Raw genomic sequence first — 22,537 nt, 5'->3', positions numbered from 1 at the left:
CTCCTCTCAGCAGCCAAAATGATTATCTAGTATTATTAAATATTATTTTTCCGATAAACTATCAAAATATTTTCTATTATATTCAATGCTCGGATTATTAGGTATGAACAGTGCAGCTTGTTCGTTATGATAAATTGCCTTTTCATATTCTTTTATTCGATCATAACAAATACATAGTTGAATATGCGGCAACCATGTATGACACTCTTCTCGGACAAACGGCGAATCCTTTGGTCGTGGCCCGTCAATTGCTGCATGGTACCAATATATCGCTTTAGAATATTCCCCTTGTTGCAAAAATACACGTCCTAAGTGGCAACAAAGTTCTCCTCTAGGCGTGTCATACGTAAATGATTGTAAACAAGACTGTATAGATTTTTTTAAGTCTCCCAATTCTAAATAACATTCGGCTCTTTTTAAACATGCTTGAATGTTATCTTCAACCCAACCCTTTTCTTCATCTAAAAACCTAGAATACCCCTTAACAGCCTTATCAAATAATCTGTGATCCTTACATTCATTTGCATAATAGTACACATCGCGGGGGCTAAACTCTTTTCCATCCTCAAGATGTTTTTCATATATTTTCAAATTACGATTAGTATATGCTTTTTCTTTTTTATGACTTACCCCTACGTCACTATTTATAAGATTTCCATACACCTCTAAATATTCATGAACAAATCCATACCATTGAAAATTTTTACTTCTGTTGACTAATCGATATCTCCTTAAAGAATGTGTTGGATTTCCTTCTATATCAAAAGTTAAATAATATTTCATAGATACTGCATCCGTACTACGATCTAACGTATGTTTTAACTGCAACAATTTCTTTATATCTTCCGTATCTATTATGTCATCTGCGTCTAGCCAAAGAATATATTCTTTTGTAGCTTTAGAAAACGCAAAGTTTCGTGCCGCTGAAAAATCTTCAATCCATTGGAAATCATAAACTTTCGCGTCGTACTTCTTCACAATTTCTTTTGTAGCATCTGTGGAACCTGTATCTACAATAATAATTTCATCCACAACACTTTTAACCGATTCTAAGCATTTTGATATAGTTTGTTCTTCATCTTTTACAATCATGCATAAACTAATAGTAATGGAGTTTTCCATCATATCCCCCCTATCCTTTTGATGTATATGTTTGGAGAGAAATTTATATTTCTTTTGCTTCAAAATTGAGTTTTCATTTTACAAAAGAAACATAATGAGGCGGTGCAGTGAAATTGGATAGGGGAATTTCACTCGAAGATTGCAAATCAATGAAAAAAACCGAAGCCTGAACAAGACTTCGGTTCTTTATATAGAGAATACATAATTTCGATTCCTTTTTACTCCGCACCTTCCGCGGTCGCAATATCATTCTCTAAGTTTTCTCTTGATAATTCCGCCGCCATAAAATCAGCTGTTTCAGGAAGTGCTAAATGCATATGAGCTTTTTGACAAATTTGGATCGTACAGTTTTCTACAACATAGTCGAAAACATGTCCTCCCCCGCTTCTTTCATCATCAATATAATGTAAGTGGAAACCAGCTACACCAATACCTTGCGCATAATCTGGTGTCCAAAATCCAGCTAGCGTACCTTCTGTATCTTTAAACGAAAAAATCGGTTGTGATTTCGTCACTTCAACGAGCGGCGTATACGGTTTTTCTTGTCTTGGAACAGTTCTCGTTCTAACTTCACGGAACGTTCCATCCATTCGAATACCATAAAATAAGTTTTTACTTGGCATTAACTCATGTAATAATGCTTCCACTTCTTCACGATTCATCGGATGCTCTACCGTATAACTCATTTCTTTTTCAAAAAACGTTACAGTCGCAAAAGGTGTTGTTTCTTCCGGTTCTACTTTTTCCGCTGAACCGTCTGAACGTAAATGGTAAAACTCATTATCAAACGCAATCATTTCACCATCTAATTGATCAAATGTACCGATGCCAAAATCACCACGTTCTTTCAGTTCCTCAAAGTTAATAACACCATCGTATATACCATCTAATAGCGCAAGCATTGTAGATGTTTGATATACTTCATTACTCATTTTCGTTCTTTTTGCATCAATATCAATTAATTGCGCAACAGTCATCTCACTCATGCCCCCATCAGTTTAATTGGTTTGGTAATAATTTTTCGCTTAATTTAATGTTGTCACGGTAGTCAATTGGAATATCAATAATGACAGGACCTTCTGCTTCTAACGCTTCTCTCAATACACCTTCTAATTCGTCTGGTGTATTGACACGAAGACCTATTGCTCCGAAACTTTCTGCATATTTCACAAGATCAACATCGCCAAACTCTGTAGCTGATGTTCTACCGTATTTCATCATTTGTTGGAACGCAACCATATCATATGTACCATCTCTCCAAACGAGATGGACAACAGGCGCATTTAAACGTACCGCTGTTTCTAATTCCATCGAAGAGAATAAGAAACCACCATCACCTGACACGGAAACAACTTTCTTGCCCGGTTCAACTAAAGTAGCTGCAATTGCCCAAGGAAGTGCAACACCTAACGTTTGCATACCGTTACTAAATAATAGTCTACGTGGTTCATAAGAACGGAAACATCTTGCCATCCAAATAGAATGGGAACCGATGTCACATGTAACGGTTGTATCGTCACTAATTAAAGAACGAAGTGTACGAATGACTTGAAGTGGATGCGTAACACCTTCTGAAGCACGATTTGGAACTTCTGCTTGCTCTGATAATTTCGAGCGTAATCGTTCTAAAACTGCTTCTGATTTCGTATTTAATACAAGCTTCGGTAATTTCTCCGCAATGCTATTTACAGTTAAAGCGATATCGCCAATTAATTCACGCTCTGGTTGGTAATCATGGTCGATATCTGCTTGGTGATCATCAAGGTGAATAATTGTTCTATCGCCAAGTTTATTCCAGAATTTCGGATCATACTCAATTGGGTCATAACCGATCGAAATAACAAGGTCTGCTTCTTCTAGTAAAATATCACCTGGTTGGTTACGGAATAATCCAACACGGCCGAAGAAATGATCTTCTAACTCACGCGAAATTGCACCAGCTGCTTGATATGTTTCAACAACAGGAAGTTCTGTACCAGCAATTAACTCACGAACTGCTTTCGTTACTTCATTGGTGCTTGCTCTCATACCGAGTAAAATAACTGGTAATTTCGCTGATTTTATTTTTTCTACTACATATGTAATTTCATTTGTGGGAGCGATTCCAAGCTGTGGCTTAGAAAGCGCACCTATAGATTCTACTGTCGTTTCCGCAGTCATAACGTCTTGCGGAAGACTTACAAGTGTTGCTCCTGGATTTGTAGAAGTAGCACTTCGAAATGCATTAGTAAGTGCTTCTGGTACATTATCAGGATGCTCGACTTCTACGCTATATTTAGTGATTGGTTCGAATAATGCAGCATTATCCATAGATTGATGCGTACGTTTTAATCGATCTGTACGCGGAACTGCACCAGCTAAAGCAACAACGGGATCACTCTCCGCATTCGCAGTAACAAGACCTGTCGCTAAATTTGATGTCCCTGGTCCTGAAGTTACAAGACATACGCCCGGTTTCCCTGTTAATCTACCAATAGCAGCTGCCATAAATGCTGCATTTTGTTCATGACGACAAACAATTAACTCTGGTCCTCTTTCTTGCAGTACATCAAATACAGAGTCAATCTTCGCTCCTGGAATACCGAAAACATGTGTAACACCTTGTTTAATTAAACAATCAACAACAAGATCTGCTCCTTTTGTTTTTGTTTTCACGTCGTTTGCTTTTACACCTGTACTCAAACTAATCATCCCTTTATTTCATAATGTGTGTAATAAAGATTTTTAATTTCACCTAGTTAATTAATGTGGTGAAGTATTGTTTATCATTATATTACAAATGCATTATTTTTCCAATGATATAAATTTGACAGTATTTTGACAACCTCTAAGGAATGCGCTTACAAACCTTTGTTTATCCTAAAATAACATTTTTATATCTCCTCTAAAAATGCACGAAAAAATTCCATCTAATCACAGTATTAATAAGATTATAGTACCTTGCAAAGAACATTACTAAATGATATATTTGTAAATATTGGTATACCCAATAATTGGAACGCACCTTATAATTCGTATCCCCCTTTTCAAAAGATAGGATTCTCAGCTGTAATTCATCATTTTATAAAGGAAAGTGATTGTTATGAAGAAAAATGAATTTTTGGAACAACTTAGTTCTTCCCTGCGGAATATGCCTAATGTAGAAAAGAAAGATATTATCTCAGAGTACGAAACTCATTTTATCAGTGGTAAACAAGATGGGAAATGTGAAGAAGAAATTGCTAGAAAACTAGGAAACCCTAAAACGATCGCGAAAGAGCTTAATGTCTCCTATACAATACATAACGCTGATAATAAACGAAGCTTTAAAAATATGATAACCGCACTATTTTCTGTTATGAGTTTAAGTGTTTTAAACTTTACCTTTATCATTATCGCCTTTTTCGTACTACTCTTTTTATTACCGATTCTTCTAGCACTTATCATTGCTACTCCACTATTAATCATCTCACCTATTTTATTAATAGGGTTAGGATTTTTTAAAGGGTTTCATCAAATCAGTTATTCCGATGTTTACAATGTGTTCATCGCTTTTTGCAGCGGTTTACTCATATCCGTCATATCTTACCAAATGGTAAAACATCTATACGCAACTTTAGTAAAGTATTTGAAATGGAATATAGCTATTTTACAAAGATAATAATGAATATAAAAGGAGATTAAAATGAAGAAGTATACTTTATATCTACTCATGTTACTTACAATTTTATTTCTATCAGCTTGTTCAAACAGTGCACAACCTAAGGAAGAAAACGATGTGCAATCTATTAAAGATGTAACGATAAAAATTCCAGAAACTATATTCACTTCCTCAAAAAAGAATGAAACGATTAACGAAGACGAAATGAAACAAAATATAAAAATTTATTTAGATTATAGCGGAGAGTTAGACGAAAACATCGTTCCACTTTCATCATCTATGTCTGACGAGAATGTCACGGAATCCGACCGAGAGAAATTAAAGCAACTAGTAGATTTAGCGCAACAAAATGATGCGAATTTCCATGATTTTATTAGTAACAATACGATCCCTGATGATTACAAAAAACCTTCGAAAGAAATGTATGAATTCATTTCAGCATCTACGGCACTTTCAGTAGAACTAGAGCACGAATTAGACAAAATCGCGCAAGATGGTAACTTATTCAAAACCGATTTTTCTTTTACAAAACGCTTTGAGAAAGTTAATGGTAGGAAGCAAAAAGAAATTGAAAAGTTTTTGAAAGAAAAAAATATTAGAACTGAGTATTTCAACAAGTAATTATATATGTAAAAGAGAAATTGAAAGATACATCATATATCCCCTTCAAAACAGTCACTAACACATGGCTATTTTGAAGGGGTTTTTTTTGTGGAAAGACTATCAAATTTCCTATACAAAAAAAACGCCCCCATACTAGGAGCGTCTTCTATCATTACGCTTGTTGCGCGCTATATAATTCTTCAAGTGGCTTCATGATGATTTTGTTAACGTCAGTGATAACGATGTTTAAACGTTGCTCAGTTTCCATTAACTTTGTGATTTTTGCATCTTGTTGAATGCGAGCTACAACTTCTTGTGCTTTTTGGTTGTCTTCTTCAGTTATTTCTTGGCCTTGCATCATTTTTTGTTGTAAGCCAAGTTGCATCGCGCGGAACTCTTCGAATAAGTTCTTTGACTCTGCATCTCCTTGTACTGCTGCGTAGCTTGCTTTTAGTGTTTGGAAATCTTCGTTTTCAGCGATTGTTTTTTGTAATTCATATGCAACATCATGAATGTTTTTTGTCATTTTATTTTTCCTCCTTTAGAAGGCTAGCGCTTTTCGCTCGCACTGCCTTTTAAGTGCATTTACATACGCACCTCTTCCTACCATATCAAACTATGCAAGAGATGGGAAGAAATTTCACTTTTATTTCTATGCACCCATCTTTATTACTTAAGGAACAAGAGTAACAACCCTTGAATAAATCCAATTGTTCCTCCTAATAACGCCCCTAAATATGTAATCATTTTTAACTCATTTTTTGTAATGGACAATACAAGATCTTCTAGTCTCTCTGTTGAAAATGTAGATACTTCTTGCTGGACAATTTCCGCAAGCTGTAGATTTCCCAATATACTTCCCACATTTTCTGTCCCCCACTTCAAGCCTTTCTCTACTGCGCTAGGGACCACTTTTTCAACGATTGTTTCTCGAACTGGCTCACATACTTGCTGAACAGACTGATTTAAAAATCTACTCACTGTTTCCTCTACTTTAACCGCTGTCAATATGGAGTTCACAATCATTTCTTTCTCTACGAACGTTTCTAATTCTTTTACGTCTCTTCCTTTTAACTTTTCCCACTCTTTTTGCAGTACATCAGTTAACAGACGCTCTGTTCCATCTTGTCCTAAAAACTTAATGACTTCCGGCTGCACGCGATCAACTAAACTTACATTCCCTAAAAACATACCAACTAAGTTAAGCAGCGTCCCGCGAGAAGCAAAAAAGTCATCAATCATTTTTGAAAGGCGTTCCTTTCCTTCTTCACTTTCCAAAAAGCTAATTCCTCTTTTTAAAATAAAAGATGCTACATTCGGAATCGCATTCTCTACTTTTTCATGAACAGAATGAGGTAACGCCTGTTCCCATGTATATGTATAGTACTCTGCTAAAAATGCATGAATTTTTTCTGTAATAACATGTTCGATTTTCCCGATCGCCTCTTCTTCTACATGTTCTAAATTCCATTTTTCTAACATATCCCGTAACGACTGTTCATTTGTAATTACTTTATCAACTTCCACTTGTGTCCAGCGAATTAAACTGGTTTGAAACTCTTTATTTGTTAGTTTTTTTCCGATTCCTTCTGGTGTTAACAAATGGTCTACAACCATTTTACCTAATTGAACAGCAAGCTCATCGCGGCGTTTCGGAATTAACCCTGGCGTAAATGGAACTTGAAACTTCCCAATATAAATCGGACGATGAGGACGAAATAACATTTTTATCGCTAAATGATTTGTGTATCCTCCAATAATTGCCCCGAGCCCTGTCGTTATTAACATATTTAACCATATATTCATCACAATCAACCTTTCACTTCTCCAAAACTATAGCATATCATCATACGGACAAAAGTATAATGGTATAAAAACGTATTTGCAATATATAGCTTCGCCTATAATGCAAACATCTTATTACTAAAGGAGTGATTTCGTTGGTTCTTGGTCTTTTAACTTCCGGGCTCCATCACGAGCAAACGTATTACACCGAAATCGCTAAGCGAGCTCGTCTTTATCATAACGTCGTTGCCCAATTCACACCGTTTAGCATTGATTCAAAGACAGATCTTGTTTCTGGTCTTATTTACGATACAGATACAGGAAATTGGATAGATCAAACCTTTCCCATTCCTTCATATATATATGATCGTTGTCATTTCAAAGAGGATGAGGAATTCCAACAAGCAAATGCGATTATTCATTCATTACACAAACGTTCTTCCACTACTTTTTTAAACAACACACTTATTAACCCAAGCGATTTACACAATCTTTTTCTTACTAATAAACGTCTTTCCCCTTACGTACCAAAAATAATAAAAGGAACAGTACAAGGAATTTTTAAATTACTACTAGAAACAAGAGATATTATTATAAGACCAATCAATATACACTCCAATGAAAATTTATATCGGGCCACTTACAAAAATAAAACATTTCATATCGATACAATAAATGAACAACATCATACTTCTACTCAATTCAAACGAACAGATAAATTTATATCATGGTGCAAATCGAACATACACTCATTCCGTTATATGATTCATCCAATGTTACAACCTCCAAATCAACTATCATATCCGATTCATATTCGAACCATTATGCAAAAAAATAAAGAACAGAATTGGAAAGTGCTCGGTCAATTTATACAAAAATCTTCATTCCCAGCACAATTTTTACTTTCAGCAACAGAACGTTCTATGTTACATCCATTTTCTAAAATTAAATATTTACTTTCTCCAACTGGCGTTCAATTATTAAAAGATGCTTTACATGATGTTGTAAATGAAGTGTTTAAAACACTCGATCAGTCCTATTCTTCATTATTTGAACTAGAGCTTTCTACCATTATGGATCAAAAAGGTGCCATTTGGCTTATGTACGTCAATACGATGCCATCTTACGATGTTTATACTAGGTACAACGACGAACTGGCTGAACAAATTTTTCATGGTCCATTAAAGTTTAGCCGATTTACACCATAATGAAAGGAGGAAATCCCTGTTGAAAGAGCACATATATACATTAAGTATTTCAGATGAGCATCCAAATAGTATTACTTTACCTTACGTTTTTTCTATTACACCACCAATTACATCCTTTTTCTTTGGCTTACGTTATATTACATGTGAGAATATTAAAATTCATTATTCATTCACGCGAGAAATTATTATTGGCGAACAGATTGCAGCCGATCTTTTACTACCGCATTCAGCAACAATCCATGCCTTCTTACACAATCAAACCATTGTTTTCGGCCCATTAATCGGGATTTTCACAACTGGCTTTAACGATGATTCTAATTCTCCTTTAGGAAGTCGTTCCATCTCTCTCAGTGAGTTATTAACACCACCATTCACATTGCAGCCATTTGTATTTGTCTTTGGCATTCAACATATAAACTGGGAAGAGGAAACAATTGAAGGGTACTTCTTTCAAGAAGGAAGATGGGTAAAAAACAAAGTCCCTTTACCAAATGTCATTTACGACCGATTACCAAATCGGCAAGCAGAAAATTACAAACCTATCGTAAGAGCAAAAAAACGTTTAGAAAGCGACTATGCGATTCCGTGGTTTAATCCGGGATTTTTCAATAAATGGGAAGTGCATCAACTTTTAATGAAAGAAGATTCAATTAAACCATTCTTACCAAATACAGAAGTATTTCAACATTTTGAACAAGTAGAACGACTTCTCGGTACGCATAAGTACATTTATATGAAACCAATACACGGTAGCTTCGGAAGAAATATTCATCAAATACTCTATTCTCAAACTGATAATTGCTACTATTGTCGTTACCGTGAAAATGAACAAAACAAACTAAGAAAGTATCAATCATTAGAAGCCCTTCTTAACCATGTGTTAAAAGGACATGATTTAAAAAAGTTTATCGTACAACAAGGTATCTCACTGCTCCGCTTCGAAGGGCAACCCGTCGATTTTCGCATTCATACAAATAAAAACCATTTTGGTAATTGGGTAGTCAGTGCAATCGTCGCAAAAATCGCCGGCAAAGGTAGCTTAACAACTCATGTAAATAGCGGCGGTGATACGAAATTACTTCAGGAACTATTTCCTGATTCAACAAAGCAAGTTCAAATTGAAAATAAACTAAAACAAACAGCCTTACAAATCAGTTATGCACTCGATGGGCAAGTAACCGGGAACATTGGAGAAATTGGTTTTGACATTGGTTTAGACACCACGGAAAACCCGTGGCTATTTGAAGCAAATTCTAAACCGGGGCGAACTGTATTCCAAGATGAAAAGTTAAAAGAACAAAGTGAACTTACGCGCCAATTATTTTATGAATATGCCATCTATTTAACTGAACACTCTTTGCGCGACAAGAAAGAAAAAATGTCACAAATAAAATCAGGTCCTTCGTCACATACCGAAAACATCCCTTCCCCTATGATTAACTCACAAATACAAAAACAAAAACTTCCACCTCCTTCATAAGGTGGAAGTTTTTTATTTAAACGAGCTTCACTACAACTTCTGTTTCCACATTACATACTCCGCAATAAAAAACATGATTGCAATACTCCTGTGAATTATTATGTGTTAAACCGTCTACTGCACTTAATAATTCTTGATCCATATATGCACTGTAATCGTCTATGTAATCTACAGTTTTCCCATAATCTTGGAGTATACCTTGGCAATTTTGACAAGAATATGTTTGTGATTCTAGCGCGTTGCAAAGCGGGCAAATTCCCATCATGATTCCTCCATACGTTATCGTTTAAAAACAATTAAAAAGCCCTTTTTTTAGATTGAAGAGAGCATCTAGCCGTGCATAGACGCGGTCAGTTCCTTTTTCTGCCCCATCCTGGGTTAAAACAGAACTATGTAGTTGCTCCCGATTTAATTTTCATTTTACTAAACTGGAATTTGTCTCACTTTAACAAATCATAAGTTAAGTAAGCCAAGCTGGTTATACAAGGAAAAAAACGCATATGATTTCGCTCTTAGTTTAGCCTTCTTTCTTAAAAATACAACGATTACTCTTATTTCATAATTTACGAAATGATGAAATATTTTTTACAAAATTTACAAATTATTTTTTTGTATATCTTTCTAGGTAACATCCATACTATGAGTACAAACTTAATTACCGATGGATTAGCGCCAAACGGGGCGATAATCTGGTTCAAATCCAGCTAGTCCAACCAAAAAAATTTTTATAACTCTAAGGAGGATATATTCCTATGGCAAACCAAAGTTCTTACAATCAATTAGTAGTACCAGGTGCAACAGCAGCAATCGATCAAATGAAGTACGAAATCGCTCAAGAATTTGGTGTACAATTAGGAGCAGATTCTACGGCTCGCGCTAACGGTTCTGTTGGTGGAGAAATTACAAAACGTCTAGTTGCAATGGCTGAGCAAAGCCTTGGCGGATTCCAAAAATAAATATATATGGCAAAAAGGTCTCAAGGCATATGCCTTGAGACCTTCCTTAATTTATTGCAACATTTGTAAAAACTTCTTCGTTCGTTCTTCTTTTGGATTTGTAAATACATCTTCCGGTGTACCTTGTTCGACAACGACACCGCCATCCATGAAAATAACACGGTTCGCAATTTGATGAGCAAAGCGCATTTCATGCGTTACAATGACCATCGTCATTCCTTCTTTAGCAAGTTCTTTCATAACCTTTAAAACTTCTTGAACTAGCTCAGGATCAAGTGCTGACGTTGGCTCATCAAATAGTAAAACTTCCGGCTCCATCGCAAGCGCACGAGCGATTCCAACGCGCTGTTGTTGTCCACCTGATAATTGGAACGGATATAAGTCTACTTTATCCGCAAGACCAACTTTTTCAAGGAAATAGTTTGCTTTTTTCTTCGCTTCTTCTTTCCCCATCTTTTTCACTGTAACGAGCCCTTCCATTACATTGTGAATTGCTGTTAAATGAGGAAATAGATTATGGTGTTGGAATACCATACCTGTTTGCGTACGAAGATTTACAATATCTTTCTTCGATACTTTTTGAGAGAAATCGAGCTCTTTATTGCCGATGCGAATGTTACCAGCGTTCGGCGTTTCTAACACGTTGAGACAACGTAAGAATGTCGTTTTACCAGATCCAGATGGCCCGATAATAACAACCACTTCGCCCTTCTCAACTGATAGGTCTATATGTTTTAATACGGTATTATCTCCGAAACTTTTTTGTAAATGTTGAATTGAAATCATAAAAACAAAAACTCCTTTTATGAAAGGGTTATTTTAGAGTATAACGTTCTGAACGTTTTTCTAATATTTGTTGCACGATAGATAATAAGAAGCAAATTACCCAATAAATTAGACCTGCTTCAAAATAAACAATTAAAAACTCATAGTTCATTGCCGCAATTTCCTGCGCTTTTCGGAACATTTCTGTTACTAAAATTAACGACGCTAATGACGTATCCTTCACTAAACTAATAAATGTATTAGAAAGCGGCGGAATTGATACGCGTGTTGCTTGTGGTAAAATAACACGTTTTAATGCTTGCGGGTATGTCATCCCAATTGTGTAAGCTGCTTCCCACTGTCCTTTCGGGATTGAAAGGATAGAAGCACGAATAATTTCAGATGCATATGCACCTACATTTAATGAAAATCCAATAACTGCTGCTGTATATGGCTCAACCTCAATATTAAGAGTTGGAAGACCATAGAAAATAATAAATAACTGTACAAGAAGTGGCGTTCCGCGAATGATAGATACATAGATACGAGCAATCCATTGTAAAATACGACTACCTGAAATACGTGCGAGCGCTGTTAACGTCGCAAGTATAATACCGATAATAAATGTAATAAGCGTTAACGGAATTGTCGTAAAGACAGCTTCCTTCAGCATAGGCGCGAAGGAAGTCTGCATAATATCTATCCAAGTAGACAATCGATCTGACATCAATGCGCTACTTAGATACATTTTCACCGAACCATTTTTTCGTTATTTTATCGTACGTACCATCTTTTTTCATATCCTCTAACGCTTTATTTACTTCTTGTACAAGTTTGTCGCTACCTTTACGGAATAAGAATCCACTTTGTGACGCTTCTTTTTCTGTATCTACAATTTTAATTTTTGCATCTTTTTTCGTTTCTAAATAGTTTAACACTGATAATTTATCATTGATTGTGAAATCAACGCGGCCAGAACTTAATAATTCTGCTGCTTGGCTAAATCCTTCTACACCTGTGATTTCCGCACCATTTTTCTTAGCAATATCTGCGTAGTTACTTGTTAAAGATTGTGCTGCTTTTAATCCTTTTACGTCAGCAAATGTAGCAGGTTTATCTTTATCTTTCGCAATAACTAATGCTGCTGAAGAAGAAATATATGGACTAGAGAAGTCATATTTCTTTTGGCGATCCTCACGAATACCAACTTCGTTCGCAACCATGTCGAAACGTTTTGCATCTATTCCTGCAAGTAAGCTATCCCATTGTGTTTCTTTAAATACAGGCTTTACACCTAAACGTTTTGCAACTTCTTCTGCTAATTCAACGTCAAACCCAGTTAATTTATCGTTTGTATCGTGGAACGTAAATGGTGGATATGTACCTTCTGTACCAATTACAAGCTCACCGCTTTGTTTTATCTTCTGTAATGCATCTTGATTAGCTGTATCTTTTTTCTCTTCTTTACCGCAGCCCGCTACAATCCCAATCGCTAATGTAGTTACTGCAAGCACTGAAAATAATTTTTTCATGATAGTAGTCCTCCAAGTATTCTGATAGGAATTTAAAAACTATATTGATTGTATGCAATTTCGAACAATTTTTCAATGAAAATGTTCTTATTTAGTTTAACCTTTTTCTTCATAATCAAACAAAATGGAAAAATAGCGCTACATACAAAAAATAAGTAACATTTTTTAATATAGCATTTATAAAGAAAAAGGTAAAACAATACCTACTTATTTATAAGTTTTTCAGCCGGTGAAATATATTAACTTCTAAGCGGACAATCCTATCAAAAAAGAACTTGCGAAAATCGCAAGTTCTTCTAAAAATTAAGCACTCTGGTTTCCTTCCATTTGCGTTTTATACATATCGTAATAACGCCCGCGCTTTTTCATTAATTCATCATGGGAACCTTTTTCCAAAATCGTTCCTCTATCAAGCACAATAATTTGATCAGCGCTCTTAATTGTTGAAAGACGATGAGCGATAATAAACGTCGTTCGTCCTTTTTTCACAACTTCTAGCGCTTGTTGAATCATCGCTTCTGTTTCTGTATCAATACTGGAAGTCGCTTCATCTAAAATTAAAATAGCAGGATCAAAAGCAAGTGCCCTAGCAAACGATATAAGCTGACGTTCTCCGGTTGAAAGTGTACTTCCTTTCTCCGTAATTTTTTCATCTATATTGTTCGCAAACCTTTCCGCACCAACATCACGTAACGCCTTTACGATGCGATCTTTTGAAATTTTTTCATTTTCTAAGCTTACATTGGATGCCACTGTCCCGCTAAATAAAAACGGATCTTGCAATACAATTCCCATATGTTCACGTGTTGCTTGTTTCGGCATCTCTGTTACATCGTGACCATCAATCGTAAGCTTCCCTTTTTGAAATTCATAAAACTGAAAGAGTACATTCATAATGGAACTTTTTCCTGATCCAGTATGACCGACAAGTGCCACTGTCTCCCCTTGTTTCGCTTCAAAAGAAATATTTTTTAATACTTCATCTTTTCCATTGTAAGAAAACGAAACATTATCGAATTTCACATTTCCGGTTAAGCGAGGCATACGTTCTTCTTCTACTGCCTCTCCCTTTTCCTCTAGCAATTCAAAGACGCGCTCTGATGCAACACGCGATTGCTCTAAGTTAGCAAGTTGGTTCACCATGTTCGTAATTGGCGAGAACAATCTCGTTAAATAATCGACGAAAGCATACAGTATCCCTAGAGAAAGGAGGCCAGAAGCACTTAATGAAGCACCACCGAAATACCAAATTACACCTGTAAAAGCGATGTTTCTTAATACAGACACTAAATTATGCGAAGTTGCTGCATTTAAATTTAAAATTTTATTTTGATATTTAAAATAATCACCATTTAACTCTTCAAATTCCTTCTTCGTTTCATGTTCTTGACGAAATGCTTGAATAATTGGCATCCCTTGAATTGATTCATTCACTGTTCCGTTAATATCCGATAAACGCGAACGCATTTTATGATTGTATACAGACGCATACTTTCTATACATAATCGCCCAAACAATTAAAATTGGGATGATGAGTAAGCATAGTGCCGCCAGTTTTACATCAAGTAAAAATAGCGCAGCAAAAATCCCGATAATATAAATGATACTAGAGACGAATGTCGCAAGCACTGTTACATATAAATCACGAATCGCTTCTGTATCATTCGTTACACGCGATACAATTTTCCCTGCTGGTAAATGGTCAAAATAACGAATTGGCAACGTTTGAATATGGGAAAAGACGTCTTCCCTCATAATTTGAATAATTTTGTTTGCCGCCTTCTGTAAGAAGAACTGCTTTCCGTATGCAAATAATGATACGACTACTAATAAAGCGAAATATCCACCGCCAAGTAGTAATAACCTATTTATTTCTGGTTTATAAAACGCAAATACTTCTTCTTTCGTTAAGGCTTTCGATTTATACACTTGCACTGCCTTACCACTTTGTACTGTAAGCACATCACCCTTAACAGAACGAGTTCCTTCAAGCGTTATTTTATTCGGTACAAAATAGTACTGAAAACCAACTTGAATCACTCGGACTTCTTTCCCTTTTTGCTCACCTTGTTCAAAGCGATCACTTCGCTTATAAAAGGCGCCATTATATGAAACAGCATCCTCACTCTTTTCTGTTTCATACCAGGGTCTCTCTATTCCAACGATATGCTCATCGATCATCGTTTTTGCGACGAAAGGACCCGCGAGTTCTGCAATAACGAAAACAAATAGCATCGCCATCGCTGCAAAAATCGGCCCTTTTACTTTCATCGCGTATTGAAACAATCGTTTTGAAACACTCATATTTTCACCCCACTATCCGTACTTTCACTTTCACCTTGTTGTCTTTCGAACTGCTCTGCATACCAGCCCCCATTTCGAACGAGCGCTTCATGCGAACCTTCTTCAATAACCTCACCGTTATCCATAACGAGAATCCAATCAGCATGCTGCACTGCTGACAAACGATGCGTTGTTATAATCGTCGTCTTCCCGCTTCTTTCTGTTCGTATGTTTTCAATAATTGCCGCTTCAGTACGAGCATCAACAGCTGATAAAGAATCGTCCAAAATTAAAATTTCCGGATTTTGAATAACAGCCCTCGCAATCGAAATCCTTTGCTTTTGCCCACCTGATAAAGAAACTCCTTTCTCTCCAACAAGCGTTTCTAAACCTTCCGGTAAAAACTCTAAATCCTTTTTAAACGCAGCTATTTCAATCGCTTTTTCAAGTTCTTCTTCAGTCGCTTCTCTGTTTCCGAATAAAATATTTTCCTTCGCTGTTTTTGAGAACAAAATGTGTTCCTGAGGTACATACCCAATCCAGCCAAGTACGTTATCATTCGTAATTTTATCTAGCTTCACATCAGAAACCGCAATATCCCCTTCCCCAAGTGGATATTGACGAAGAAACTGACGAACGAGCGTCGTTTTCCCGCTTCCTGTTTTCCCAACAACTCCAAGTGTCTCTCCTTGTTTTAATGAGAACGAAACATTTTTTAAATTTGTTTCAATTGATGAAGGATATGAAAAAGTAACATTATCAAATTCAATGTAATCTGGCTCTTGTACAACCTTTGGATCTTTCGGATTCTTTACATCCGGTTCATAAGCTAACGTTTCATTTACACGGTCGAGCGACGCATTTCCTCTTTGCATAACATTAATCAATTCACCAATTGCAAACATCGGCCAAATCATCATCCCTAAATAGACGTTAAAAGAAACGAGCTCACCAAGTGTCACCTTTGATTGGAATACGAGATATGCACCGTACACTAAACCAATTAAATAGCTAAGACCGACGAGCATTTTTACAGTTGGCTGGAATAATGCATCGATTCTTGCTACTCTCATATTTTTCTCGTATACGTCATCTCCTAAATGATGAAACCTTTCTTGATCAGCGTTCTCCTGTACATACGCACGAATAACGCGTACACCCGCAATTGATTCAAGTACTTTATCGTTCATATCCCCGAACGCATCTTGCGCGACTGTAAATCTTTCATGCAACTTCTTTCCGTATCTATTCATCGCATACGCCATAATCGGAAGCGGTATAAGCGCAGCAAATGTTAACTGCCAACTAATTGAAAAGCCCATCATACAAACGATTGTAAGCATATATAGACTAGAATCAACGAGCGTTAATATACCAAAACCAGCTGTCATGGAGATTGCTTTTAAATCATTTGTCGCTCTCGCCATTAAATCGCCAGTACGATTTTTTTGATAAAACGTCGGTGTCATCTTAAGTAAATGCCCCATAAATTTTGAACGCATCGTTTTCTCAAGTACGAACGCACCGCCAAATAGTTGGTGCTGCCAAATGAAAGTAAGTACATACCCAACAATCGTTACCCCAAGTAAAATAAGAATATATTGCATAATCGCCTCATTCGTTAAGGCTCCCGTTTTAATATTATCAATTGTAATTCCTAACACTTTCGGTGGAATTACCTCTATCACGTTTACAATTAAAAGTACCCCAATTGCAATACTATACCTTTTCCAATGCTCTCTAAAAAACCAGCTTAACTTTAGTAATACTGAAAACAATATAACCTCTCCTTTCTCGTTCCCGTTTGATTCACATTTCTTTATCCGCTATCCAAACCCATCACATTTACATTTCGTAAGCCATACAATTTCATCACATTTTTCCACCTTCCAAATTCTGATTTTTTATAGTAACAAGGAAAATAAACAAAAAAAAGCATACCGCCGCTTGACGATATGCAATAGAATGCATAAAAGCGTACGTTACGATATACGCAACGTACGCTTCTCATAAGACAAAAAGGTCCTATATATCCGCACGGGTTGCGTAATGATATGAATGTTTTCCGCCATTTAACAGAGCTAAGCCCATTACATTTACGATTACAATCATTACGCACACCCCCTTCATTTATTTTCCATTTATAATCTTACAACTTTATTGAGTATTCTGTCAATTATTTTTTTCGCTTTAGAATAAAATAATCTTTTATCACAAAAAATAAAAGTGATGCATTCTGCTTATAATTCAGTTTGAAATAAGAGAATCTTCTGTAAGAAAGGGCATACAAAATAAAAAAATAGTAAGAAATCGTTTTCACAAACATTTCATTTGAAAAATATTATCAAACCACCTACAATCACCTTATACTCACTCTTACAAGTTGCTATTTTAGGAGGACTAATCATGACAACTAGCAATACGTACAAATTTTATTTAAACGGAGAATGGAGAGAAAGCTCTTCTGGTCAAACAATCGAAATTCCATCTCCATACTTACACGAAGTAATTGGGCAAGTACAAGCAATTACTCAAGGAGAAGTAGATGAAGCAATTGCATCTGCAAAAGAAGCTCAAAAATCATGGGCTGAAGCTTCTCTACAAGATCGCGCAAAATATTTATATAAATGGGCTGATGAGCTCGTAAATATGCAAGATGAAATTGCCGATATCATTATGAAAGAAGTCGGTAAAGGCTATAAAGATGCGCAAAAAGAAGTCGTTCGTACAGCTGACTTAATTCGTTACACAGTTGACGAAGCACTTCACATGCACGGTGAAAGCATGATGGGTGATAGCTTCCCTGGTGGATCTAAATCTAAACTTGCGATTATTCAGCGCGCACCACTTGGTGTTGTATTAGCAATTGCACCATTTAACTACCCAGTAAACTTATCTGCTGCAAAACTTGCACCAGCACTTATTATGGGTAACGCTGTTATCTTCAAACCAGCAACTCAAGGTGCAATTAGCGGTGTTAAAATGGTTGAAGCACTTCATAAAGCTGGCCTTCCAAAAGGTCTTGTAAACGTAGCTACAGGACGCGGTTCTGTAATTGGTGACTACTTAGTAGAACATCCTGGCGTAAATATGGTATCGTTCACAGGTGGTACAAATACAGGTAAACATTTAGCGAAAAAAGCTGCGATGATTCCACTTGTATTAGAACTTGGTGGTAAAGATCCTGGTATCGTTTGTGAAGATGCAGACTTACAAGAAGCTGCAAAGCATATCGTAAGCGGTGCATTCTCTTACTCAGGTCAACGTTGTACAGCTATTAAGCGTGTACTTGTACATGAAAATGTAGCAGACGAACTAGCTGGTTTATTAAAAGAGCAAGTAGCTGAACTATCAGTTGGATCTCCAGAACAAAACAGCACAATCGTTCCATTAATCGACGACAAATCTGCTGACTTCGTTCAAGGTTTAATTGACGATGCTGCTGAAAAAGGTGCAACAATCGTTATCGGTAACAAACGTGAGCGCAACCTAATTTATCCAACATTAATCGACAACGTAACAGAAGAAATGAAAGTTGCTTGGGAAGAGCCATTTGGCCCAATCCTTCCAATCATCCGTGTTTCTTCTGACGAACAAGCGATTGAAATTGCTAACAAATCAGAGTTCGGTCTGCAAGCAAGTGTCTTCACAAAAGACATTAACAAAGCATTTGCAATTGCTAACAAAATCGACACTGGTTCTGTTCAAATTAACGGACGCACAGAGCGCGGCCCTGACCACTTCCCATTCATCGGTGTAAAAGGTTCAGGTATGGGCGCACAAGGTATTCGTAAGAGCCTTGAGTCTATGACTCGTCAAAAAGTAACTGTATTAAACTTAGTTTAATCTTATATGTAGCAGCTGATCTAATATTTAGGTCAGCTGCTTTTTAGTTAAAATCCTCCGGGACCTAATAACAAATTCTTCTCTATAATCTGATTATTACTATATCCATTGACGTATAAAAATACATTTGTTACTCTTAAACATGTTAATTTAATACATAAATCCTCATTCGTATCTCGGTGAGGTAGAGGTTGCAGTCATTAAGAGTATCATTTCAGGAGATGTAGTGGCATTGATGAAGAAATGAGAAAGGAATGATTGCCGAAGTAAGTCGTGTCCACCATGCACGCTTGCTGGGTCTGCATTTAATAAGTGCAGAACTGTCACAAACGTTTCGTTTGTGGAGAGCTATCGAGAGGTATGTCGTGGGTTTCTTATAAGATAGAAAGCATGTAGCGGCAAATTACGTGCTTTTTTTGTTTTGTTTGGACCTTCTCTTCCTTATCAGGAAGACATACATATCTCCTCGCTTGACTTGGTTATACTAACTTTGGAGGTATTTTCTATGCAACAAAAAAAATGGGGCTTTTGGGTACTAACAGCTTTCGTTGTCGGTAACATGGTTGGCGCTGGTATTTTCATGGTGCCAAGTACGTTAGCACAAACAGCAAGCCCACTCGGTGTCACTTTAGCTTGGTTAACAACAGGGTTTGGTGTTTTAATGCTAGCTCTTGTTTTCGGTAATTTAGCAATTCGTCGTCCTGATTTAACGACAGGACCACAAAGTCATGCATATGCTTTATTCTCAACACCAAAAAGAAAGAAAATGGCTGGTTTCAGCATGGTATGGGGATATTGGGTTGCAAACTGGGCAAGTAACGTTGCCATTATTACATCTTTCGCGGGATATTTATCGCTCTTCTTCCCAATTATGAAAGATACACGACTACTATTTTCAATTGGCTCTTTCAATATAGAAGTTGGAAAACTAATTACATTTACTATTTGTTCCATCTTACTTTGGGGAACACATTTAATTTTAACAAACGGTGTAAGCGGAGCTGGGAAGCTAAACTTCTTAGCAACAACAACGAAAGTGACTGGATTCCTTCTATTCATCGTCGTTACGTTATTTGCGTTCGAAGCTTCAAAATTTGGACAATGGTACACACCAATGATCGATAAAGAAGGCGTATCACACGGTCTACTTTCACAAGTAAACTTAGCTGCTCTTACAACACTTTGGGCATTTATCGGGATTGAATCAGCCGTTCTTTTATCAAACCGAGCTACCTCTCCAAAAACGGTAAAACGCGCAACTGTTGCAGGATTACTTATCACAGTTGCAATTTACTTAGGAATTACAATTTTAACAATGGGTGTACTTCACGTTGATAAATTACAAGCTTCTGAACGTCCATTAGCAGATGCATTAAACGCTGCAATGGGTCATGGCGGCGGGAAACTTATGGCATTACTTGCTCTTACTTCCCTATTCGGTTCAATATTAGGCTGGATTTTATTAAGCTCAGAAGTACCTTATCAAGCAGCAAAAGAAGGTTTCTTCCCTTCCTTCTTCGCAAAAACGAATAAAAAAGGAAGTCCAATTCATTCACTACGATTAACAAACATTATGTCGCAAGTGTTCTTATTCTCAACATTATCAGGAACAATTGCGGAAGCTTATACATTCGTTATTACCGTATCAACACTGGCCTACCTCATTCCATATCTCGTTTCACCAATATTCCAGTTAAAACTAGTCGCAACTGGTGAAACATATAAAAATGAAATGGGTTCAAGAATTATGGATGGTGTAGTTGCAGTTATCGCACTTTGCTATGCACTATGGGTTATTAAAACCGGCGCATCCGATATAAAAACATTTCTTCTCGGAATTGGTTTATTCGGGATTGGCTTTGCCTTCTATCCATTAATGGATCGTGATCAGAAAAAAAATAAAGAAAAGAAAAACGAGCAAGTTGCGTAACGCAATTTGCTCGTTTTTTACTTTATAAAACATATATAATAGAAAAAAGAGGTGAAAAACATGTCAATCGAATCACTATGGAGCTCTCGCTTTCAACAACATATTCAAAATGCCATCACATACTTTGCACGTATGATTAACGGTTTACTATATAGCTTCATCTTCGTCTCATGTGTAGGTGCATATTATTACGCTAAGTTTCTTAAAACGGATCCTTCTAAAGGAATATCTTTATTACTCATCACGATCGTACTTACACTCATTATAACGAGATGCCAAGTTCGCACATTTATTCAAAAACCGGACGCTGTCTATTTACTTGCATTAGAAGAGAAATTAACATCTTATTTTAAAAAATCTCTTCTATATAATTACATCATTCAGCTTTTCCCGCTTATATTTACGTTCCTTGTTATCGTACCGCTTGCCATGCAATCATTACAACTAACCGTACCTTTCTTATGTACAATCTTTATAATTTTAATGATTCTAAAGGGCTGGAACATATACATACATTGGATGTGGCGTGATAGTTATGAAAAAAGCATATGGTTTATCATTCGTATTGCTTGTAACGCCCTGATCATTTACATGCTGTTTTATACTGCAAATGTGATCGTGTTAGGCGGACTACTCTTACTTCTTGCTTTCCTGCTTCTATACACGAAGAAACAACCTACAAAACGAATACCGTGGGATTACATAATCGAACAAGAAGAAAAAATGGACGTTCGTTTCTATCAATTTGCTAGCATTTTCACCGATGTTCCGCAACTGAATAAGCAAGTAAATAAAAGAAAGTGGCTTACAAATTGGATTGAACCTTTATTACATAAAAAACGAGCAACTTTCTTCTATTTACATACACTAGCATTTTTACGCGGTAATGATTATTTCGGTATATATATTCGCTTAGGGTTGATCGGTGCTTTCGCTCTATATTTCATTCCGAATATATATGTAAAAGGTGCTATCGCTTATATCGTCCTATATATGATTTCTATGCAACTTCGTTCTCTGTGGAAATATTTTTCGGGAAATATTATTGTAGCATTATATCCAATTGATACTGAAAAACGAATGAATCAATTTCTCCGCTTAATCTTTATATTGCTAAGCATTCAACTCATTGTATTTTCAAGTGTTATACTCATTGCTACAGGGCAATTTTCACATAGTCTTATCATTATGATTATCGGGTTAATCTGGATCAAATTTATTATTGTACCAAAAACGAAGCAACGCGTTTCTTCGTTTTAACGAAAAGAATTATCTTAAAAGCCAAGGAGAAAATAAATTATCTCCTTGGCTTTTTTATTTTTCTTCCTCAAACAAGAATCACTGAAACAACCGATATTTTATGATTTTTACATACAAAAACGATAAT

19 protein-coding genes and 1 riboswitch are annotated in these 22,537 nt (G+C 36.2%); of the genes, 8 read left to right on the top strand and 11 right to left on the bottom strand.

Annotated elements, in window-relative coordinates:
- Positions 1 to 42: 42 nt before the first annotated feature.
- From QCI77_RS04525 to alsS, 3 genes are all read right to left on the bottom strand, one after another.
- Entirely contained in the window at positions 43 to 1,122 is a 1,080-nt protein-coding gene (locus tag QCI77_RS04525) for a glycosyltransferase (protein ID WP_113768996.1), read from the bottom strand.
- Positions 1,123 to 1,340: 218 nt separating this feature from the next.
- The gene (alsD, locus tag QCI77_RS04520) at positions 1,341 to 2,099 is read right to left on the bottom strand and encodes an alpha-acetolactate decarboxylase (RefSeq protein ID WP_002125519.1); all 759 of its coding nucleotides are present in this window, start codon (positions 2,097 to 2,099) and stop codon (positions 1,341 to 1,343) included.
- A gap of 16 nt (positions 2,100 to 2,115) precedes the next feature.
- A complete protein-coding gene (alsS, locus tag QCI77_RS04515) occupies positions 2,116 to 3,804 on the bottom strand; it encodes an acetolactate synthase AlsS (protein WP_113768995.1) in 1,689 nt (562 codons plus the stop codon).
- Positions 3,805 to 4,204: 400 nt separating this feature from the next.
- Between alsS and QCI77_RS04510 the strand changes: the two genes are divergently transcribed.
- Both QCI77_RS04510 and QCI77_RS04505 read left to right on the top strand, forming a co-directional pair.
- Positions 4,205 to 4,762 (top strand): HAAS signaling domain-containing protein, encoded by a 558-nt coding sequence (locus QCI77_RS04510; protein ID WP_113768994.1) that lies wholly within the window; start codon positions 4,205 to 4,207, stop codon positions 4,760 to 4,762.
- A 24-nt stretch (positions 4,763 to 4,786) separates the two neighbouring features.
- Positions 4,787 to 5,383 carry an NDxxF motif lipoprotein gene (locus QCI77_RS04505; protein ID WP_113768993.1) on the top strand — a complete coding sequence of 199 codons (597 nt, stop codon included), beginning with the start codon at positions 4,787 to 4,789 and terminating at the stop codon, positions 5,381 to 5,383.
- 154 nt (positions 5,384 to 5,537) lie between these two features.
- Here QCI77_RS04505 and QCI77_RS04500 read toward each other — a convergent pair whose 3' ends face one another.
- Both QCI77_RS04500 and QCI77_RS04495 read right to left on the bottom strand, forming a co-directional pair.
- Entirely contained in the window at positions 5,538 to 5,891 is a 354-nt protein-coding gene (locus QCI77_RS04500; RefSeq protein ID WP_002125511.1) for a YlbF/YmcA family competence regulator, read from the bottom strand.
- Between the two features lie 143 nt (positions 5,892 to 6,034).
- Positions 6,035 to 7,180, bottom strand: coding sequence for a DUF445 domain-containing protein (locus tag QCI77_RS04495; RefSeq protein WP_113768992.1), 1,146 nt, complete (start codon positions 7,178 to 7,180; stop codon positions 6,035 to 6,037).
- Positions 7,181 to 7,305: 125 nt separating this feature from the next.
- Between QCI77_RS04495 and QCI77_RS04490 the strand changes: the two genes are divergently transcribed.
- Positions 7,306 to 8,358 (top strand): YheC/YheD family protein, encoded by a 1,053-nt coding sequence (locus tag QCI77_RS04490; protein WP_002010850.1) that lies wholly within the window; start codon positions 7,306 to 7,308, stop codon positions 8,356 to 8,358.
- Positions 8,359 to 8,377: 19 nt separating this feature from the next.
- Positions 8,378 to 9,838, top strand: coding sequence for a YheC/YheD family endospore coat-associated protein (locus QCI77_RS04485; protein ID WP_353824562.1), 1,461 nt, complete (start codon positions 8,378 to 8,380; stop codon positions 9,836 to 9,838).
- Between the two features lie 16 nt (positions 9,839 to 9,854).
- On the opposite strand, the gene QCI77_RS04480 is transcribed toward QCI77_RS04485, so the two are convergent.
- Positions 9,855 to 10,100 (bottom strand): hypothetical protein, encoded by a 246-nt coding sequence (locus QCI77_RS04480; protein WP_002087367.1) that lies wholly within the window; start codon positions 10,098 to 10,100, stop codon positions 9,855 to 9,857.
- 490 nt (positions 10,101 to 10,590) lie between these two features.
- Between QCI77_RS04480 and sasP the strand changes: the two genes are divergently transcribed.
- Positions 10,591 to 10,794 carry a small acid-soluble spore protein, SasP family gene (gene sasP / locus QCI77_RS04475; RefSeq protein WP_000013349.1) on the top strand — a complete coding sequence of 68 codons (204 nt, stop codon included), beginning with the start codon at positions 10,591 to 10,593 and terminating at the stop codon, positions 10,792 to 10,794.
- A gap of 51 nt (positions 10,795 to 10,845) precedes the next feature.
- Here sasP and QCI77_RS04470 read toward each other — a convergent pair whose 3' ends face one another.
- The 5 genes from QCI77_RS04470 to QCI77_RS04450 all read right to left on the bottom strand — a co-directional run bounded on the left by QCI77_RS04470 (position 10,846) and on the right by QCI77_RS04450 (position 17,152).
- Complete coding sequence (locus tag QCI77_RS04470) at positions 10,846 to 11,580, bottom strand: amino acid ABC transporter ATP-binding protein (protein ID WP_002010843.1); 735 nt, start codon at positions 11,578 to 11,580, stop codon at positions 10,846 to 10,848.
- Between the two features lie 28 nt (positions 11,581 to 11,608).
- Positions 11,609 to 12,307, bottom strand: a complete 699-nt coding sequence (locus QCI77_RS04465) for an amino acid ABC transporter permease (RefSeq protein WP_033706449.1) — start codon at positions 12,305 to 12,307, stop codon at positions 11,609 to 11,611.
- Positions 12,294 to 13,091, bottom strand: a complete 798-nt coding sequence (locus tag QCI77_RS04460) for an amino acid ABC transporter substrate-binding protein (protein ID WP_002030008.1) — start codon at positions 13,089 to 13,091, stop codon at positions 12,294 to 12,296. Before QCI77_RS04460 ends, QCI77_RS04465 begins: the two co-directional genes overlap by 14 nt.
- Positions 13,092 to 13,394: 303 nt before the next feature.
- The gene (locus tag QCI77_RS04455; protein WP_002140515.1) at positions 13,395 to 15,395 is read right to left on the bottom strand and encodes an ABC transporter ATP-binding protein; all 2,001 of its coding nucleotides are present in this window, start codon (positions 15,393 to 15,395) and stop codon (positions 13,395 to 13,397) included.
- Positions 15,392 to 17,152 (bottom strand): ABC transporter ATP-binding protein, encoded by a 1,761-nt coding sequence (locus QCI77_RS04450; RefSeq protein WP_002140514.1) that lies wholly within the window; start codon positions 17,150 to 17,152, stop codon positions 15,392 to 15,394. The genes QCI77_RS04455 and QCI77_RS04450 overlap by 4 nt, the downstream gene beginning before the upstream one ends.
- Before the next feature lie 628 nt (positions 17,153 to 17,780).
- Between QCI77_RS04450 and gapN the strand changes: the two genes are divergently transcribed.
- The 3 genes from gapN to QCI77_RS04435 all read left to right on the top strand — a co-directional run bounded on the left by gapN (position 17,781) and on the right by QCI77_RS04435 (position 22,410).
- Positions 17,781 to 19,220: an NADP-dependent glyceraldehyde-3-phosphate dehydrogenase gene (gene gapN / locus QCI77_RS04445; protein ID WP_088035237.1), complete on the top strand. Its 1,440-nt coding sequence runs from the start codon at positions 17,781 to 17,783 to the stop codon at positions 19,218 to 19,220.
- A gap of 177 nt (positions 19,221 to 19,397) precedes the next feature.
- A riboswitch (Lysine riboswitch) is annotated at positions 19,398 to 19,579 on the top strand.
- A 146-nt stretch (positions 19,580 to 19,725) separates the two neighbouring features.
- A complete protein-coding gene (locus QCI77_RS04440; protein ID WP_353824561.1) occupies positions 19,726 to 21,150 on the top strand; it encodes an amino acid permease in 1,425 nt (474 codons plus the stop codon).
- A 60-nt stretch (positions 21,151 to 21,210) separates the two neighbouring features.
- Positions 21,211 to 22,410, top strand: coding sequence for an ABC transporter permease (locus tag QCI77_RS04435; RefSeq protein WP_353824560.1), 1,200 nt, complete (start codon positions 21,211 to 21,213; stop codon positions 22,408 to 22,410).
- Positions 22,411 to 22,537: the final 127 nt, after the last annotated feature.

This window comes from Bacillus cereus group sp. MG9 (assembly GCF_040459995.1).
Taxonomy (GTDB): Bacteria; Bacillota; Bacilli; order Bacillales; family Bacillaceae_G; genus Bacillus_A; species Bacillus_A mycoides.
The sequence above is the reverse complement of the archived record's forward strand: the minus strand, read 5'-3'. Positions and strand labels throughout refer to the sequence as shown.